The following is a 17,350-nucleotide window of genomic DNA, read 5'->3' on the forward strand; positions in this document are numbered from 1 at the left end:
GATGGCGTTACTGCTGCCACACGGTGACGTTGGAGCTGCCGTTGCTGCCATAACCCTCGGTGGCGAGGATCTGATAGTTCATCGTGCCGAGGTTCATGCCATGGCTCCGCCACGCATTGACGTGGTTGACGAAGGCGATGACGTTGTTGGTGCCGGTCGCGCGCTTCGACGTGCGCACGCTCCAGAATTGATAGAAGGTCGCGTTGCCGATGATGGACGGCGCGTTGACGCGTTGCGTGCGGTAGATGTTGTAGGTGCCGCCGTCGCTGTTGACGGTGCCCATGAAGGTGGCGCCGCTGCCCGGAGGGGTAAAGCTTCCCCAGTTATCGACGACATAATATTCGATCAGCGGGTTGGTCGACCAGCCGTACAAGGCGAGATAGCCGTTCGAGCCGCCATTGAACACGCCGGCATTGTACCCGATCACGCGGCTGGTCGACCCGGTGGCCCAGCCCTTCCCGGCGACCAGATTGCCGCTTGAGCCGAGATTCCAAGTGGTGCTGTAATTGCCGTTGGTGCCGAGCGTCATGCACGCCGAGCCGGAGCTCAGATAGACCTGATAATAGTAGCCGTTGTTGGTGCCGGTCTGGTTGTTGCAGATGGTCTGTGCCTGCAGGCTGCCGGCGGTGACCAGGGCGAGAACCGATGGAAGAAAGCGTGTTACCGCTATCATAGCTAGTCGCTTCAAGTTCATGTGCCTCTCCTGTTTTTGATTTTTGCTGGTGATCATGCCGCGTCGGCAGTTCTGGAGTCGTCTATCTCCGCGCGACATGAATTGATGACATGCGAACACTGTAACCGTCAAGTGGAACGGTAACATCACATTCGGCCGGTAAATCCGGTGAGCCGGGAAAGCATTTGGTGGGATAACCGAAGGGTCTCGACCGGGGGTGAAACAGGGTCAGGTCTGTTGAGACTGGATCTGCTGCATGTGCGTCAATCAGGTTCGACGTCGCGGTTTTCAGGAGCCTTCATGAACGGCGGCAAGGCCTGGTAGGCCGCGACAATCACGACTGAAGATCGAACCTACAATTCAGGCAAGACTATCGTATGTGGCCCCGTCCGCATCATTGGGATCGGAAGAGACCCAGGTGAGCGGATCCTTGCCGCAGCGCGGACGGCGAAATTCCGAGATGCGCCTGTTCTGAAAGATTAAAAATCCCGCCGATGCGATTAGCCCAAGGGCAAATATCGCCAGAAGCAATATGTTCTGGCCGGCTGCGGATGGCGATGCTCCCATGAACGATAAAAACACAATAAGTGCATATCATTTTGCGTGAGAACGGCGCCTGTTATATTCGGCAAGCGTCATGTCGAATATCCGGCATTTCGCGCAATGGGCCGATCATGGCGCAGGAAGCTGCAATTCGCCGTCATAGTTGCATCCGATCAGCGTCTTGCCCGGAAAAGCCGGGTTTGTTGCGATCTGCAGGGAAGAACGGTTCTTGAAGGAAAATCCGGATTCCTTGTCCATATTAATCGATTCATCGACGAGGCGTTCGCCCCTGAATTGCCCGGACCCTTCAAGAATATTGGCGATATTCTGCGCAGCGCCGAGTGCGGTGGGGTCCGGCAGGTCCAGGACCGCAAACATCGCAGTGCCGGTGAAGGCCACGGTGCTGGTGGTGTAGCCAAAGACGCCAAGCGGTTTGGAAAGGAGGTATGACGAGAAGAACATGCTCCTGGTTGGAAGCTTCACCCAGCCACGCGCCTTGGCGCTACCCGGACTGTCACTATCGCTGATCGACAGCGCAAAACCAACATAATGGCCCCCATCGATCTTGCAGGCCAGGACTTCCGCCAGATCGACCGTGGCCGGATCGAATGGCATTGGCTGAGCCTCAGTCGCCAAGGAAGATGATAACAACAGCGCCGCCAGCGCAAACTTATATCCGGCCCGCATCATTCACTCCCCGGTCACGCTGTTCTGGTCACATTTTCGTTTCGGAATGAATCTGGCCAACGGCCTAACGCTGATAAAGTACCATGAGAGCGGTTCGCAGCGACAATGGACCGGACGCGCCATAATGGGTGATTTCAGACACCCCCCATTATCGCACGCGCGCTCTTGGCGTCGTTCTGCGTGGCGATTCCGATGAGCGGCCTGGCGTATGTTCCGACCAGATTTCAGCGATTCTCGCTGTTGCCCCCGTTCGGGAAAGTTCGCACAAGATCGAGGGTTGGCGGGCCACGCCCGATGAAGATGAGCACTACGTCTACGCTGTAGTGCTACTCTAGCGCCGCTGAGAGGTGCCTCTGACCGCCTACCGGCCGCATTTTCCGCCGTTCGAACTGCGACCGTGCAGCTTCCGACCAGAATGCGTCGTTCACCGATCGGCGTTCGAACGGCAGCGTCCGCCACAAGCTGCCATTCACTTGTTCCACTCTTATCACCCATTGCTCGCCGAGCAGCCTTTGTCAGACCTGCCCCATTCCTCCATCCACGAACAGCTCCGCTCCGGTGGTGAAACTCGCCTCATCGCTGAGCAAAAACACCGTAGCGGCCGCTACTTCTTCCGGTCTTGCCATGCGACCGAGAGGGATCGGTGCGATCAGCGTCGCGCGCACATCGTCGGGGACGCGCGCCATCATATCCGTGTCGGTTGGGCCGGGCGCGACTATGTTCACGCGAATGCCTCGCGGCGCCAGCTCCGTCGCCCAGGTACGAGCATAGGATCGCAGCGCGGCCTTGGTCGCGGCGTAAGTGCTGTAGCCGGAGACACTGATTGATCCGGCCACTGACCCCATCAGCACGACACTGCTCCTATCGCGCAGGGTGTCGAGCGCAGCCTTGAGACCATAAACGGTACCTCGGACGTTCACGTCAAAATGCCGGTCGAAATGGTCAGTCGTGATGCCGGCCAGCGACGCGGGTTCGCTGATGCCGGCGTTGAAGACCAAGGCGTCTATATGGCCATGGACGTCCCGGATCGTGGCCATGACGCGCTCCAGATCTTGTGGCGATGCGGCGTCTGCGACGAGGCCGGTCGCCCCGTGGCCGATCTTCTCGACCGCCAGATCGACCTCATTGGGTGCGCGACCGGTGATGATTACGGCGGCGCCTTCCACAGCGAGCCTCTTTGCAACCGCCAGCCCGATACCCTTTGCACCGCCCACCACCAGAGCCGCCTTGTCCGCCATTCGATACATTTGCGCTTTCCCGTCATGATAAAGACGGGCCACTAGATATACAGCGAATATCTGCTATCAAGAACGCACTATGAATAGCGTAGATATAGCCGAGGATACCGAACTTGCCTGCGTGGCGCAGAGAGCGTTGTCGGAGATGGCGCAAGTTCGACCCGTGCTCGACAAGATCGCGGACAAGTGGACGATCCTGATCCTCATCGCGATCTGCCCCAAGCCTGCGCGGTTCAACGAGATCAAGCGACGGCTGAACGGCATCACCCACAAGGCCCTGGCCGACGCGCTGAAGCGCCTCGAGCGGAATGGGTTTGTCACGCGGACCGTCCTCCCTACGGCTCCGATCGGAGTCGAGTATGCGATCACACCGCTCGGCCATTCGCTGCGGCAGCCGTTCGAAGCGCTGTGCGGTTGGGCGCTCGCTCATGGTCGCGAGATAGGCGAAGCGGGCGGCCGTTACGATGCTGGCCAGAACCCGGCTTGGCGCGCTCAGGCGTCGAGATAGGCGGCAAGCTCTTCCGGCGCGGCCCGCGGAAAGGCGCGGCGCAGGTGATCGAGGAAGGCGGACACCCTGGCGTTGAGCAGCCGGCGCGATGGGTAGAGCGCCCATAGGGCGATGTCCGATCCCGCCACCTCGCCCCAACTCACCAGTCGCCCGGCGTCAATGTCGCCGAGCACCAGCGACAGCGGCAGGCGCGCCACGCCCGCGCCCACGCGCACAGCATCGCGAATCATGACTAGCGAGGACAGGCGCAACACCGGTTCGATCTCGATCTCCATCGGCCCGGTCGGCATGACCGCGGTCCAGCTTCGGGCCGTTTCGCTCCCGCGTACCAAAGCCGGCACGCTCTCCCCGGGCATTCTCGGCAGGCCGGGGGCGGCTACCACCACCAATCGGTCGTGCAGGAACGGGCGACCGACGAGCGCCTCGTCCGGCGCGGGGTTGACGCGGATCACCAGGTCGTAGCCTTCCTCGATCATATCGACCGGTCGATCTTCCGTCGTCACCTCCAGCCGGACGTCCGGGTAGGCTCGTGCGAACTCGGCCGCCAGCCGACCCATCGCCGTCTGTGCAAACAGCAGTGGTGCACTGATCCGCAGGCGCCCGCGCACCCGCTCGCTGCCGGATGCGATAGCGGCGGCAGTTTCCTCCAACTCGGTCAGCAGCGCGCCGGCACGCTCGAACAGCGCGCGTCCTTCCTCGGTCAGCTTGAGGTCGCGCCGACCCCGCTCGAACAGCCGCAGATCAAGCGCCGCTTCCAACTCCCCCACCCGCCGGGACAGCGTGGCCTTGGGGCGGCGAGCGGCGCGCGCGGCCTTCCCGAAACCCCCATGACGAGCAACAAGCGTGAAGTCGGCAAGCGCAAGCAGGTCCATGTCGTTCCACCAGTGAGACGCTGCGTCTAGATTGCGCGTCTATTTGCATCGCCATGGATCACGCATCTTTGCCTCGTCAGCAAGACCAAACGAAGGAGCGAACATCATGACCATTCTCGTAATCGGAGCCACCGGCCGCGTCGGGCGCCATGTCGTCGATCAGTTGGTGAAGCGCGACGCCGGCGTGCGCGTCCTGACCCGTGATCCCGCCAAGGTCGACTTCCCACCGAGCGTTGAAGTGGTGCAGGGCGACCTCCTCGACATTGACGCACTGCGCGCCGCCTTCTCGGGCATTCGCACGTTGTTCCTGCTTAACGCGGTGACGGGCGACGAATTCACCCAGGCGATCATCACCCTCAACGTCGCCCGCGAGGCAGGCGTCGAGCGGGTCGTTTATTTGTCTGTCTTCGGCGCCGACGAGGCGGTCAACGTCCCCCATTTCGCGGTCAAGCGCGGCGCCGAACGGATGCTAGAGGCGATGGGCTTCGGCGCCACCATCCTGCGCCCGACTTATTTCATCGACAATGAGGTGATGGTGAAGGACGTTATCCTTCAGCACGGCGTCTATCCGATGCCGATTGGCGGCAAAGGACTCGCCATGGTCGATGCCCGCGACATCGCCGAGGTCGCGGCGATCAAACTAGTCCATCGCGACACCGCATCGGATATGTTGCCGATCGAGACGATCAATCTGGTCGGCCCCGACACGCTGACCGGCACCGACGTGGCGGCGATCTGGTCGGACGTGCTGGGGCGCCCGGTGGTCTATGGCGGCGACGATCCCAGCGGGTTCGAGGCCAATATGGCGACCTTCATGCCGAAATGGACGGCCTATGAGATGCGGCTGATGGCGGAGCGCTACGTCAGCGACGGCATGATCCCGCAAGACGGTGACCGCGAGCGCCTGGTGAGCATGCTCGGTCGGCCGCTGCACAGCTATCGGGAGACCGCCGTCCGAATTGCCGCTGCCTAGACCATATGGTCTGACTTGCCTGCTGCCGACATGCTCGCCTGCGGCAGGCACTCTGCCTTCCGCAACGTTGAACGGTGCCTATCCCAAAGACGGTGCCTCATCCTTCCTATTCAAGATCAAGCGCAGGATGCACCATTTTGCCTTGCCGGAAACAGCAGGCGCCTCGTGACTGCTCCCGACCAGAGCCGGTCGTTCAGTTCATCTCTTGTGACCGTTCGGTGCTGACGGCAGCCGCCGATCACATGTGTAAAGTGGACGATGGGTAACCGTCGATCGAGCGTTGCATGTCTAACTCGCCGAAGCGAAAGCAACGCTCAGTCTAGCGACGTTAGATACTCGGCCGCCTGCGCACGGGTCTTGGCTTGATCGCTCTCCGATTGGCGGTCCCAGGTGCGATAGGGCATGGTGAGGCGCCGGTTTTTGCCGAGCTTCTCACGGTGCCGGGCGAGGAAATCCCAATAGAGCGCATTGAAGGGGCAGGCATCCTCGCCGATCCGCTTGCCGACGTCGTAGCAGCAATGGCCGCAATAGTCCGACATGCGGTTGATATAGGCTCCCGACGAGACATAGGGTTTGGATCCGAGCAGGCCACCATCGCCGAATTGGCTCATGCCGAGCGTATTGGGCAGTTCGACCCATTCGTAAGCGTCGAGATAGATTTCAAGATACCAGTGGTGGACCTGTTTAGGGTCGGCACCAATCAGCAGCGCGAAATTGCCGATCACCATCAGCCGCTGGATGTGATGCGCATGCGCGGTGGCGAGTGTCTGCCCGATCGTCTCGGCCAGGCAATGCATGTCGGTGTCGCCAGTCCAGAACCAGTCGGGCAAGGCACGGCTGTGACCGAGGAAGTTGCGATCGACATAGTCCGGCCCTTCGCGCCAATAGATGCCGCGCACATATTCGCGCCAGCCGATGATCTGGCGGATGTAACCCTCGACTGAGTTGAGTGGTGCGCGACCCTCGCGGTATTCGGTCTCGGCACGGCGGCACAGATCGAGCGGATTGAGCAGGCCCGAATTGATGTAGGGCGACAGGATCGAGTGCCACAGGAAGCGCTCGCCCGTCAGCATCGCATCCTCGAAATCGCCGAATTGCGGCAAGGCGTTCGTGAAAAAGCTGACGGCCTGCCGTTCGGCATCCTGAGCCGTCACCGCATAATCGAACCCGTCCAAGCTGCCGGGATTGTCGGCGAATCGCTCTTTCACCAGCGCAATCACGTCGCGGGTAATGGCATCGGGTGAGAAAGCCAGCGGACGCGGCATAAGTAGATCAGCCTGCGCGCGCTTGCGATTGTCTTTGTCGAAATTCCAACGCCCGCCGGCAGGCTTGCCCTCATCCATCAGTAGGCCGGTCTTCCGCCGCATCTCGCGATAGAAGAACTCCATCGTCAGTTCGGAGCGGCTATCGGCCCATGCCGCAAATGCGGCGTGCGAGCATAGAAACCGCGTGTCCACCCGGATCTCGACAGACAGACCGAAGATCGTCGGCCAGGCGTCGAGCATAGCGGCAACCCGCCACTCGCCGCTTTCGGTAACGACGATCTGGCTGACCTCGTGACGCGCCACGGCACGCGCAACTTCGCCGGTGAAGCTCCCGCTGTTTTCGGGGTCGTAGAGATGGATGTATTCGACCCGCCAGCCCGCCGTGCGTAACGCCTCGGCATGATGGCGCATAGCCGACAGAATATAGACGAGCTTCTGTTTGTGATGCCGGACGTAAGTGGTTTCGTCGGCAACCTCCATCATCAGGACGATGCTGTCCGCTTGATCCATGTCGGCAAGCGAGGAGAGATCGAGCGACAATTGGTCGCCGAAGACGGGAATGAGGATTGTCACGGATCCGGCATAGCGATTTACGAGGAGAGAGTCGCTGCGCTGGTGCAGGTCGCGATCCAGCGTTACGAACGGCACCGACGGGCCACTGGAACGTTGGCGTAGGGGCATGGCTCACAAGAAGCTCACCCTCCCGACAAAGATCTGCGCTGCATGCCAGCGGCCGTTCGCCTGGCGTAAGAAATGGGAGCGCGACTGGGACGATGTGAAGTTCTGCTCCGACCGCTGCCATGCGAGCGGCAACAAAGCTGCGGGCTGACGCGCTCGCCTGGCTTCGCCAGTCGCGCCTAAATTTACAATCGACCGAAACTGCGATGGCGTTCGGACATTTTTAGCGGAGCCAACCAGCAGGAGTGCTCCCCATGTCGAACGACCATGATATCAAAACGCTGAATTCGCTAATCGAGACCGTGATCGACAGCGCCGACGGCTATGCCGAAGCTGCCAAGGCCTCGGAAACCTCGCGCTTCACGCCGATCTTCTTCCGTCGCGGCTCCGAGCGTCAGGAACTCACCACTCAGCTGCAGGCCGAAGTCCGCGCCCTCGGCGGCGAGCCCGAGGATGACGGCACGCTGCTCGCCGGCGCGCATCGCCTATTCCTCAATCTGCGCAACAGCATGTCGAGCGACGATGTCGCTATTGTCGACCAGGTCGAGTCCGGCGAGGATCACATCAAGCATAAGTTCGAGGATGCCATCCGCGACACTGAGGTCAGCCCGGCGGTCAAGGCGATCATCGAGCAGGCTTATGTCGTGGTGAAAGAAGGCCATGACGAAATCCGCGATCTGAAGCATTCGCTCCACGGCGAGTGACCATCACCCAGGGCGGCCTTGGCCGCCCTGGTCATTTGGGGAACGAAGCATGACCCGGTCCAGTGTGCTCGATCTATGGTTGTGGCCGCTCGAAGCGGCACGGACTGCCGTTGGTGTCGCCGAGACTTTCTCCAACGCACAGGCTGTCATCGCGAAGCGGACGCCGAAGATCACGTCAGCAATGCGCGATCCCCTCAATGCGGATAGCCGCGAACTGACCCGCATGGTGACGGAAAAGGTCGATGCCTTCGGACGCTCTGGCAAGATCCTCACGGATGGACAGGGCAAAATTCAGGCGGCGCTGTCAGCTCAGGCAAAAGACCTCGGCCGCTTCGCCGGCGGCGAAATCTTCGGCCCCGCAGACTGGATGCGCATAGCGAACCGTAACGTTGAGCTTTGGTCCGCCATGGTCAATCTACCGGGCGCATCGCTACATCCGGTCCGCACCCGCGTCTCGAAAAATGCGCGGCGCCTGAAACGCTAGGCATCGTGGACAAAGGGCATCCAGAGCCTAGTTGAAGCGATGGTGACGAAGCCGAGATAGGACTCTTTGGTTTGTCGTGGAGGGTGGTAATTCGGCGCCAGTTTTTGAGCTTTTTTAAGAGTTGCTCGACGTAGCTGCGCTGACGATCTGGCGCGGATCATCCGCACCTGCTGGTATCGCGCGGTTAGGCGGCAATCCCGATGATCCGCGCGACAATACTCAAATGGCTCGAGGCCGACGTGAAGCTTACCGCAGGTCTGCAGTCAATTTTGGAATATGCATCTCGAACAGTCGAGTGAACGCATTCCGCAAGCATCGTTGGTTGTGTGCTCTCGGCTTGATCCTTGGTGATGCCATGCTTGCGCGCGAAGTAGTTCACTTCATAACCTTCGTCGGCGACCTGACGTCGATCAGCTACTCCTCGCTTCGATTTGTTGTCCGCCATTTCCTGTCTCCTTGCAGCTGAAATCCGCAAGGAATCGTCCGGTTCCAAGGACGACGGCCGACACGGCCGCCGTCCCGCGTTTCATGCCGCGCGCCGCCACCGGGGGAACCTAAAATCGATATCCACGGGTTCGGGCAACTTGCGCCGCGACTGTTCGCCGACCGCTTTCGACGGGCGCTCGACAAGGGCCTTCGGCTCGGGCAGCCCATTGCTCAACATGTCGGTCCAGATCGTGGCCAACTCCCGACGACGGGGCATGTATGCGGCGCGATAATAAACGCCTTCTACCTTCGCCGGCGGTACATGCGCGAGCATGAGGTCGATGACCTGTCGATCGTGCTCCTTACCCTCTCGCTCGGCCCATTCGTTCATGATCGTCGAGAAGGCGGCGCGAAAGCCGTGGGGCACATGATGCCCATGATAGCCGGCACGGTTCAGCAGATAGCCGATCGCATTCTCGCTTATCGGTCGGTCGGGATGCCGGTTGCTCGGGAAGATCAGCTCTCCGTCGCAGGTGAGAGGCCAGAGCGCTCGAAGCACGGCAATCGCAGGCTGAGTGATCGGCACGAGATGATCCCCGTTCAGCTCCTCCTTGCGATCGAGGTCGCCTTTCATGCGCGATGCCGGGATGCGCCAGAGCGGCAATTTCCCATTGAGATCCGCGCCGCGCAGTTCGCTTGGTCGTACCGAGGTGAGCGCGAGCAGGCGCAGCGCGAGCCGTGTGATAGGGCGCGCATAATCCTCCTCGGCGGCGATGATCATCTTCCGCAGCGGGACAAGATCGGTGATGGCCGGCTGGCGCCCCTTGCGGAGTGGTTTCAGCACGGCGCCGAGCTTCTCCGCCGGATCGCTCTGCACGATGCCCTGGGCAAGGCCGTAGACGAAGACCGCGGAAATACGCTGGCGTACGCGTTTCGCGGTCTCAATCGACCCCCGGGCTTCGATTTCTCGAAGCACTCCCAAACCAGGGGCGGCGTGCGCTGGGCGATCGGTAGCGCGCCGATCGAGGGGAAGACGTCGCGCTCAAGGCTGCGGATGATATCGGCGGCATGAATCTTGGCCCACTGCGATTTCGCATTCTCATGCCATTCGCGGGCGACACGCTCGAACGTCTGCCGGCTCGCCTCGATATTCTCCTCGATCTTGAGCCTCTTTACCACGTTTGGATCCCGGCCTTCGCGGAGAATCGTATAGGCCTCGTCACGCTTGCTGCGCGCATCGGCCAGAGAGACGATCGGGTAGCCGCCGAAAGCCACGCTTTTCTGCTTGCCGTCATAATCATAGTTCCAGCGCCAGAGCTTGCCGCCGCTGGGGGTGACCAGCAGGTAGAGGCGGTTGGCGTCGGTGAGTTTATAGGCTTTGGCGCGCGCTTTAGCGGCGCGAACTTTCACATCGGTCAGCAATGTCGGTCTCCTGAAAATACCACGTTTTTCGACCGCGCGTACCACGTTTGCGTACCTCCGAATCGCCGGATGGACACGGACGGGTACGAACGGCCGAGGCCGAACCGGTCTGCTAAGTGTTAGATTTCAGGAGAGAAAAGTCGAGACCAGTGGTCTTTTGCGGACCGCTGGGAACAGGTCAGTGGCGGAGCGGGAGGGATTCGAACCCTCGATACGCTTTTGACGTATACTCACTTTCCAGGCGAGCGCCTTCGACCACTCGGCCACCGCTCCGCATTCCCCGGACGTTGCCCCCTAGAGGGTGACGCGCGGGCGCGCAAGCCGCGAGCGATTGCGTGGTGACCGGGCTTCATGCCAGGATTGCCGCATGCTGATCTCCCTCCTCGCGTTGCTTGCCGGCGTCCAGGCCGCGCCCGCGCCGGTGCTGCCATCCGACGCGATCGCGGCCGACTGGCGCCCGATCCCGGATGACGAGGTGATGATCATCACGCTCACCGGCAACCGCAGCGTCGTGATCCGGCTTGCCCCGCGTTTCGCGCCCGAGCATGTCGCGAATGTCCGCACCCTGGCGCTGGCGCATTGGTGGGACGAAACGAGCGTCTACCGCGTGCAGGAAAATTGGGTGACTCAATGGGGCGACGCCACGGAGAAGAAGCCGCTCGCCCCCGGTATCGTGCCCTCACCGGCACCGGAATTCGATATCGCGGCGTTCGATGCAGCGCAGCGGCTCACCCGGAGGGACGCCTATTCAACCGTATCGGGCGTCACCGCAGACGGCTGGCCGATCGTGACTGACGGCAAGGCGGCCTGGATGCCGCATTGCTACGCCACCGTCGGCGTGGCGCGCGATGCGCTGCCCGACACCGGCAGCGGTGCCGAGTTGTTCACCCCGATCAGCGGGGCGGCGCGCCGGCTCGACCGCAACTATACGATCGTCGGACGAATCATCGAGGGCATGAAATACATGTCGGGGATGCCGCGCAGCGATGCTGCGCTGGGCGTCTATGCGACCGAGGCAGAGCGCACCGGCATCGTGTCGGTGCGGCTGGCCAGCGACATGCCGGCGGCCGAGCGGCCCAGGTTCTATTATCGTTCGACCGACAACCCGCGCTTTGCCGCATTGATCAGGCTGCGCGAGAATCCAGCGGCGCCGACCATCGGGCTTGGCGGCGTCGACATCTGCGATCTGCCGCTCGCCACCCGCCGGGCGGGCGTGAAATAGCCTCGCTCAGCGACCGACCCAGTCGGCAACCTCAGCCGCGACCTGATTGGCGGCCTGGTTGATCGCGATGCCGGCCGGGCCCGGCTCGATCGCTGAAACCGGGACTCGTGCCTCGAAGCGCCGCTTCTCAATGACATTGCCGTCCTTGCGTGTCAGCGCCGCGTCATAGCTTACCACTGCCTGGAGCGAGCCGGCATCGACCCCGAAGGCGCGGAGTTCGCCGGAGAGGCGCGCCGCCGGATCGACCGACGACTGGAGGCCGATCACGACCCGGCCCGTCTTCGCGCTGATCGTATCCGACAGCAGACGCGCGAACAGGCGGGCAGGGGGTTCGACCCATTGCGCATTGGCGATATAGGCAAGGTCGGTGGCACTGGTCTGCACCGGCACGCGGGGCGTGGCGAGTGCCTGCGAGACCGCCGGGACCAGGATGACGATGGTCGGCGCCGTCGCCGAGGACTGGGTCTGGCCGGCCGGGATCGATGCGGCCGACGTGATGGTCAGCAGTGAGGGCGGCGGCTTCGCGCCGAAGCTGATGCAGCCGGCAAGCGGTGCCATCGCCAGCAGCGCCAGCGCGGGCCTGAGGGTACGGATGCGCATCATCGAGCTCATTGCGTCTTGCCCTCTCACTTCTTCTTGCCCTTGTAATCCGGAAGTTTCGGCGCGCCGACGAGCGAACCGGCCCCACCCTGGTCGATCTTCTCCGCCACCGAGGTGAGCGCGGCCGACATCACGCGCAGATCCCGGACGAGCTGCCCGATCTCCGGCATCGTCTGTTTCGAGAAGGACTGGATACCGGGCCGAGCGTCGCCGATCGCCGAATCGAGCGTTTCCATGCTGTGCTGCGCTGAAGCGACCGCCTTGTTGAGGTTCTGCATCGCCGGGCGGACATCGTTCGCCATCACGCCATTGGTCGTGTCGGCAAGCTGGCCGATCTGCTGCGCTGCGTCGCCGGCCTTCTGGATCGCGACGCGCGTCTCGGCGATGGTCGCCGCGATTTCCGGCCCGCGATCGGCGAGCGCGCCGGTCAGCCTATTGGTGTTGGCCAGGATGCCGCTGATCGATGCCTGGTTCTTGTCAGACAGCATTTCGGTCAGCCGCTCCGTCAGGGTCGACAGCCGCTCGAGCAGTTTCGGCGCCGAATTGAGCAGCGCGCCCAGCCCGCCCTGCTTGGGCGGGATGACCGGGACGCCGAACGGGCAATCGGCCTCTGGGTGAACCTCGGGGCAGCGAATCGGCGGCGCGCCCTTGACCGCGCCATCAAGCTGGATCTGGCTCACGCCGGTAAACCCGACGCCCTGGATCGTCGCTGTCGTGCCCTGCAGCACGGGCGTCTCGTCGTTCACGCTGATCCGGACCCGGACGAACTGGGGGTCGGGCTTCCACAGCGCGATCTCCTTCACCTGGCCGGACGGCACGCCCGAAAAGGCGACGGCGGAGCCCTTGTTCAGGCCGTCGACCGACTGCTTGAAGAAGATGTCATATTCCTTCTCGGAGCTGCCGCTGAGCCGGGCGATCCACACCGTGAAGATCGCGAGCACGGCAAGCAGGATCAGCACGACGGCGCCCACCAGGACATGGTTCGATCGGGTTTCCATCAGTCGTCAGCCCCTGCTTCTTCGGTCGCCTTTTCGGCCGCCTGTCGGGCGACCTGTTCCGTGCGCTGCTTGTGTTCGAGCGTCGCCGTGGCCGCCCGGCCGCGCGGCCCCCTGAAATATTCCTGGATCCACGGGTGATCCAACGCGAGAAGCTCGTCGATGGTACCGACCGCGATCACCTTCTGGTCGGCGAGGACCGCGACACGGTCGCAGATTGCGTAGAGCGTATCCAGATCGTGCGTGATCAGGAAGACCGTCAGCCCCATCGTTTTCTGGAGCGACGCGATCAGTTCGTCGAATGCGGCGGCACCGATCGGATCGAGCCCGGCGGTCGGTTCGTCGAGGAACAGCAATTCGGGGTCGAGCGCCAGCGCGCGGGCGAGGCCGGCGCGCTTGCGCATGCCGCCCGAGAGCTCGGCAGGATATTTCGGGCCGGCATCGGCGGGCAGGCCGGTCATCACCACCTTGTAGGCGGCAATTTCGTCGAGCAGCGCCTGGTCGAGATCGGCATAGAATTCGCGCAAGGGGACCTGGGTGTTCTCGGCGACGGTCAACGTGGAGAACAGGGCGCCGCCCTGGAACAGCACGCCCCAGCGCTTGCGGATATTGACCGCCTCATTCTCGTCGAGGTTGACCGTGTTCTCGTCGAACACCGTGATCTCGCCCTCGTCAGGGACCTGGAGCCCAATGATCGATCGCATCAGCACCGACTTGCCGGTGCCCGATCCGCCGACAACGCCGAAGATCTCGCCGCGCTTCACCTCCAGGTCGAGGCCGTCATGCACGACCTGCTCGCCGAAGCTGTTCTTCAGCCCGCGAACGGAGATGACTGTCTCGCTGCTCTTGCCCGGGCTCATGTCCAGCCGATCCAGGTGAAGAACACAGCAAAGAAGGCGTCGAGCACGATCACGAGGAAAATCGCCTGGACCACCGCGGCGGTGGTGCGCATGCCGACCTGCTCCGCATCGGCCTCGACCTGCATGCCCTGGAAGCAGCCGGCGATGGCGATGATCGCGCCGAACACCGGCGCCTTGACGAGGCCGACCCAGAGATCGGTGATCGGCACGACCTCGCGGATTCGCTGAACGAAGGTGATGGGCGGAATGCCGAGCGATATCCAGCAGAACAGCCCGCCGCCGATGATCGAGATCAGCGAGGCATAGAAGCCGAGCAGCGGCATCATCACCACCGCCGCGATGACGCGAGGCAGCACCAGCGCTTCCATCGGCGACACGCCGATCGTGCGCATCGCGTCGATTTCCTCAGTCAGCTTCATCGTGCCGAGCTGCGCGGCGAAGGCAGAGCCTGACCTGCCGGCGACCATGATCGCGGTCATCAGCACGCCCAGCTCGCGCAGCGTGATTCGGCCGATCAAGTTGATCGTGAACACCTCGGCGCCGAACTGGCGAAGCTGGACCGCGCCCTGCTGGCCGATGACGATGCCGATCAGGAAGCTCATCAGCCCGATGATGCCGAGCGCCGTCACGCCGACGACCTCGAAGCGCTGGACCGTCGCGTTGAAGCGGAAGCGGCGATAGCGAATCACATTGCCGAACGCGATCACCGTCGCGCCGAAGAAACCAAGCAGGCCGTACAACGTCTTCAGAACTATGACGATGGCGTCGCCGACCTCGCCGACCACGCGGACCAGGCCTGAACTGACGGCGGGTCGCATCGCGACCGGCTGATCCGCCGCCTCGACCTGCTGGAGCAGGTGTTTGCTGTCGGGGTTAAGTCCTTCGATCCGGGCGCTGTGCCGGGCGGCGAAGCGATGGACCAGCCAGGCGCCGATCGTGTCGATTCGGTCGATCCCGCTCAGGTCGATCACGTCGACCGATCCGTCATATCCGCGCAACCGCTCGGGCAGATCGCCGATCCGCGCGAGCGAGAGGTTGCCGGTGAAACGCAGGACGTCGCCGTCATCGGCGCGTTCGTGCGAGAAGGCGGCCATCTCGTTCATATCCGGCACCATTGCTGCAATCGCACTGGATCGGCAAGCCGCACCGTGACTAGGGTGAGATGATGCAGAAGCCCGCCCCGCACAAGCTCGCCATCTACGACATGGACAAGACGATCACGCACGCGCCGACCTGGACGTCGTTCCTGATCAGCACCGCGCGGCGCCAGGCGCCGTGGCGGCTCGCCCTGCTGCCGCTCGCCGGGGTCGCGACCGGCGCCTATGCGATCAAGGCGATCGATCGGGCACGGCTGAAACAGGTCACGCAGCGCCTGCTGCTGGGCGGCGCGATGCGCGATGCGCAGGCGAAGCGGGCCGCCGCGCGTTTCGCCGAATCGGTCGTCGCCTCCGGCGTCTTTGCCGGCGCGCGCGCGCAGATCGCGGCCGACAAGGCGGCGGGATACCGGCTGGTGATGGCAACCGCCTCCTATCGCTTCTACGCCAGCGCGATCGCCGACCGGCTTGGCTTCGACGACGTGATCGGCACCGAAGTGGAGCGTGCCGGCGACCGGTTGCGCGCGCGAATCGCCGGGGAGAATTGCTACGGTCCCGCCAAGCTCCGCATGATCCAGGCCTGGATGGCGGCGAACGGCATCGATCGGGCGGACACGGCGATCCGTTTCTATTCCGATCACGTTTCGGATTCGCCCGTGCTCGACTGGGCTGACGAGGCATTCGCCGTCAATGCGCATGGCCCGCTCCGCGTGCTCGCCCGGGAAAAAGGCTGGCCGATCGTCGACTGGGAGCGATAGCGGCTCATAGCGACACGTCCACGGCGTGGATGACCAGCCCGACCAGGCCGCCGACCAGCGTGCCGTTCACCCGAATATATTGGAGATCCTTTCCGACCGCATTCTCCAGCCGGCGGGTGATCGTGCGGGCATCCCAGCCGCGCACGGTTTCCGAGACAAGGCGGACGATGCCATCGCCATAGTCGGCCGCCATGCCCACGGCGGTGCGGCGCACGAAGCGGTTGATCGTCGCGCGCAGCATCTCGTCATGTTGCAGCGTGTCGCCGAGCTGGCGCAACGCCTCGCCAAGCTGACCGGTCAGCGCCGCGTCCGGATCGCGGGCGATCCGCAGCATGCCGGCGCGCGCGCTTTCCCACAATCCGTCGAGCCAGCGCTGCATCGCCGGGTTCTCGATGATCTCGGCTTTCAGCGCCTCGACCCGAAGGCGCATCTTCTCGTCATGCTGCAGATCATAAGCGAGCGCCGTGAGACCCTCCTCGGCCTTTGCCCGAAGCGGATGGTCCGAATCCTCGGCCATGTCGTGGAGGAGGTTGTCGAGGCCGTCGATGATCTTGTTGGCAAGCGTCTCGTCGAGCCCGGTCCAGCGCATCACTGATCCGGCGCGTTCATGCACCATCGCGCGAATCATATGCTCGTTCGCTGACAGCACCTTGGCGGCCCAGCGGATGATGCCGTCGAGCAGCGGGGCGTGCCGCCTTTCAGCAATGGCGGCGGTCAGGGCTTGGCCGAGCAACGGCGATATATCGAGGGCGCGAAGACGCTGGCCGATCGTCGTCTTGACCATGCCGCCGAGCCGCTGCGGGTCGAACGCCTCGAGCATGTTGGCGGCAAGACGCGAGGCGCCTTTGCGCAAGCGGCCCTGGGTTCCCGCCGGGCTTGCGAGCCAGCGCCCGGCGGCACCGGCGACATCGAGCTGGCGCATGCGCCGGGCGACGACGCCGGGCACGAGGAAATTGTCGCGGAGGAAGGCGGCCAGCGTCTCGCCGATACGATCCTTGTTGCGCGGGATGATGGCGGTGTGCGGGATCGGCAGGCCGAGCGGATGGCGGAACAGCGCGGTGACCGCGAACCAGTCGGCCAGGCCGCCGACCATCGCCGCCTCGGCGAAGGCACGGACGAAGCCGATGGCAGGATGGACATGGTCGAACGCCCGGGCGGCGAGGAACGTCGCCGCCATCAGGACAAGCAACCCCGTCGCGATCCAGCGCATCCGGCGCAGGCCCGTTGGGATGGTTTCCCCGTTGCCGGTTGCGCGGGCGAGCAGCTTCATAGGCGAAACAATCCCCGAAACCCGGGATTGTTCAAGTGCTGAGTCGATTTGATGTCCGGCCCCGCTATCGCACGGGGC

At 63.1% G+C, this 17,350-nt stretch carries 19 protein-coding genes, 1 tRNA gene and 1 pseudogene; 7 read left to right on the forward strand and 14 right to left on the reverse strand.

What is annotated here, in order from left to right; translation table 11 throughout:
- Positions 1-7: 7 nt before the first annotated feature.
- From NDN01_RS22600 to NDN01_RS22610, 3 genes are all read right to left on the reverse strand, one after another.
- A complete protein-coding gene (locus NDN01_RS22600) occupies positions 8-673 on the reverse strand; it encodes a glycoside hydrolase family 11 protein (RefSeq protein WP_272624316.1) in 666 nt (221 codons plus the stop codon).
- 672 nt (positions 674-1,345) lie between these two features.
- Entirely contained in the window at positions 1,346-1,906 is a 561-nt protein-coding gene (locus NDN01_RS22605; RefSeq protein ID WP_272624317.1) for a hypothetical protein, read from the reverse strand.
- Between the two features lie 512 nt (positions 1,907-2,418).
- Positions 2,419-3,150: an SDR family NAD(P)-dependent oxidoreductase gene (locus NDN01_RS22610; RefSeq protein WP_272624319.1), complete on the reverse strand. Its 732-nt coding sequence runs from the start codon at positions 3,148-3,150 to the stop codon at positions 2,419-2,421.
- A 154-nt stretch (positions 3,151-3,304) separates the two neighbouring features.
- Here NDN01_RS22610 and NDN01_RS22615 point away from each other — a divergent pair, with 154 nt between their 5' ends.
- Complete coding sequence (locus tag NDN01_RS22615; RefSeq protein ID WP_272624320.1) at positions 3,305-3,649, forward strand: winged helix-turn-helix transcriptional regulator; 345 nt, start codon at positions 3,305-3,307, stop codon at positions 3,647-3,649.
- Here the strand turns inward: NDN01_RS22615 and NDN01_RS22620 are convergent.
- Positions 3,634-4,521, reverse strand: a complete 888-nt coding sequence (locus NDN01_RS22620) for a LysR family transcriptional regulator (protein ID WP_272624322.1) — start codon at positions 4,519-4,521, stop codon at positions 3,634-3,636. The genes NDN01_RS22615 and NDN01_RS22620 overlap by 16 nt on opposite strands.
- Before the next feature lie 106 nt (positions 4,522-4,627).
- On the opposite strand from NDN01_RS22620, the gene NDN01_RS22625 reads away from it, so the two are divergent.
- Positions 4,628-5,494: an SDR family oxidoreductase gene (locus tag NDN01_RS22625; protein WP_272624323.1), complete on the forward strand. Its 867-nt coding sequence runs from the start codon at positions 4,628-4,630 to the stop codon at positions 5,492-5,494.
- A gap of 314 nt (positions 5,495-5,808) precedes the next feature.
- Here NDN01_RS22625 and NDN01_RS22630 read toward each other — a convergent pair whose 3' ends face one another.
- Entirely contained in the window at positions 5,809-7,332 is a 1,524-nt protein-coding gene (locus NDN01_RS22630) for a cryptochrome/photolyase family protein (RefSeq protein WP_272624326.1), read from the reverse strand.
- A gap of 106 nt (positions 7,333-7,438) precedes the next feature.
- Here NDN01_RS22630 and NDN01_RS22635 point away from each other — a divergent pair, with 106 nt between their 5' ends.
- The 3 genes from NDN01_RS22635 to NDN01_RS22645 all read left to right on the forward strand — a co-directional run bounded on the left by NDN01_RS22635 (position 7,439) and on the right by NDN01_RS22645 (position 8,625).
- Positions 7,439-7,588: a DUF2256 domain-containing protein gene (locus NDN01_RS22635; protein WP_272624328.1), complete on the forward strand. Its 150-nt coding sequence runs from the start codon at positions 7,439-7,441 to the stop codon at positions 7,586-7,588.
- 103 nt (positions 7,589-7,691) lie between these two features.
- Positions 7,692-8,141: a PA2169 family four-helix-bundle protein gene (locus tag NDN01_RS22640; protein ID WP_272624329.1), complete on the forward strand. Its 450-nt coding sequence runs from the start codon at positions 7,692-7,694 to the stop codon at positions 8,139-8,141.
- 49 nt (positions 8,142-8,190) lie between these two features.
- Complete coding sequence (locus NDN01_RS22645; RefSeq protein WP_272624330.1) at positions 8,191-8,625, forward strand: hypothetical protein; 435 nt, start codon at positions 8,191-8,193, stop codon at positions 8,623-8,625.
- Between the two features lie 184 nt (positions 8,626-8,809).
- Here the strand turns inward: NDN01_RS22645 and NDN01_RS22650 are convergent, their stop codons facing one another.
- From NDN01_RS22650 to NDN01_RS22660, 4 genes and pseudogenes are all read right to left on the reverse strand, one after another.
- Positions 8,810-9,070 carry a hypothetical protein gene (locus NDN01_RS22650; RefSeq protein WP_272624332.1) on the reverse strand — a complete coding sequence of 87 codons (261 nt, stop codon included), beginning with the start codon at positions 9,068-9,070 and terminating at the stop codon, positions 8,810-8,812.
- 81 nt (positions 9,071-9,151) lie between these two features.
- Positions 9,152-9,928, reverse strand: coding sequence for a tyrosine-type recombinase/integrase (locus tag NDN01_RS25915; RefSeq protein WP_336298318.1), 777 nt, complete (start codon positions 9,926-9,928; stop codon positions 9,152-9,154).
- Positions 9,929-9,961: 33 nt separating this feature from the next.
- Positions 9,962-10,518, reverse strand: a pseudogene (locus NDN01_RS25920) (tyrosine-type recombinase/integrase); the annotation flags it as partial.
- 137 nt (positions 10,519-10,655) lie between these two features.
- Positions 10,656-10,746, reverse strand: a tRNA-Ser gene (locus tag NDN01_RS22660).
- 94 nt (positions 10,747-10,840) lie between these two features.
- Here NDN01_RS22660 and NDN01_RS22665 point away from each other — a divergent pair.
- The gene (locus NDN01_RS22665; RefSeq protein WP_272624334.1) at positions 10,841-11,695 is read left to right on the forward strand and encodes a peptidylprolyl isomerase; all 855 of its coding nucleotides are present in this window, start codon (positions 10,841-10,843) and stop codon (positions 11,693-11,695) included.
- Positions 11,696-11,701: 6 nt separating this feature from the next.
- Here NDN01_RS22665 and NDN01_RS22670 read toward each other — a convergent pair whose 3' ends face one another.
- The 4 genes from NDN01_RS22670 to NDN01_RS22685 are packed head-to-tail and all read right to left on the reverse strand — an operon-like array spanning position 11,702 to position 15,253.
- On the reverse strand, positions 11,702-12,298 hold the full coding sequence (locus NDN01_RS22670; RefSeq protein ID WP_272624336.1) for an ABC-type transport auxiliary lipoprotein family protein: 597 nt from the start codon (positions 12,296-12,298) through the stop codon (positions 11,702-11,704).
- Positions 12,299-12,321: 23 nt separating this feature from the next.
- Positions 12,322-13,293 carry an MlaD family protein gene (locus tag NDN01_RS22675; RefSeq protein WP_272624338.1) on the reverse strand — a complete coding sequence of 324 codons (972 nt, stop codon included), beginning with the start codon at positions 13,291-13,293 and terminating at the stop codon, positions 12,322-12,324.
- Positions 13,293-14,150, reverse strand: coding sequence for an ABC transporter ATP-binding protein (locus NDN01_RS22680; RefSeq protein ID WP_272624339.1), 858 nt, complete (start codon positions 14,148-14,150; stop codon positions 13,293-13,295). Before NDN01_RS22680 ends, NDN01_RS22675 begins: the two co-directional genes overlap by 1 nt.
- Positions 14,147-15,253 carry an ABC transporter permease gene (locus NDN01_RS22685; protein WP_272624341.1) on the reverse strand — a complete coding sequence of 369 codons (1,107 nt, stop codon included), beginning with the start codon at positions 15,251-15,253 and terminating at the stop codon, positions 14,147-14,149. Before NDN01_RS22685 ends, NDN01_RS22680 begins: the two co-directional genes overlap by 4 nt.
- A gap of 59 nt (positions 15,254-15,312) precedes the next feature.
- Between NDN01_RS22685 and NDN01_RS22690 the strand changes: the two genes are divergently transcribed.
- The gene (locus NDN01_RS22690) at positions 15,313-16,002 is read left to right on the forward strand and encodes an HAD family hydrolase (protein ID WP_272624343.1); all 690 of its coding nucleotides are present in this window, start codon (positions 15,313-15,315) and stop codon (positions 16,000-16,002) included.
- Between the two features lie 4 nt (positions 16,003-16,006).
- On the opposite strand, the gene NDN01_RS22695 is transcribed toward NDN01_RS22690, so the two are convergent.
- Positions 16,007-17,272, reverse strand: coding sequence for a DUF445 domain-containing protein (locus tag NDN01_RS22695; RefSeq protein WP_443025161.1), 1,266 nt, complete (start codon positions 17,270-17,272; stop codon positions 16,007-16,009).
- Positions 17,273-17,350 lie beyond the last annotated feature (78 nt).

This window comes from Sphingomonas sp. QA11, assembly GCF_028473665.1.
GTDB classification, from domain to species: Bacteria; Pseudomonadota; Alphaproteobacteria; order Sphingomonadales; family Sphingomonadaceae; genus Sphingomonas; species Sphingomonas phytovorans.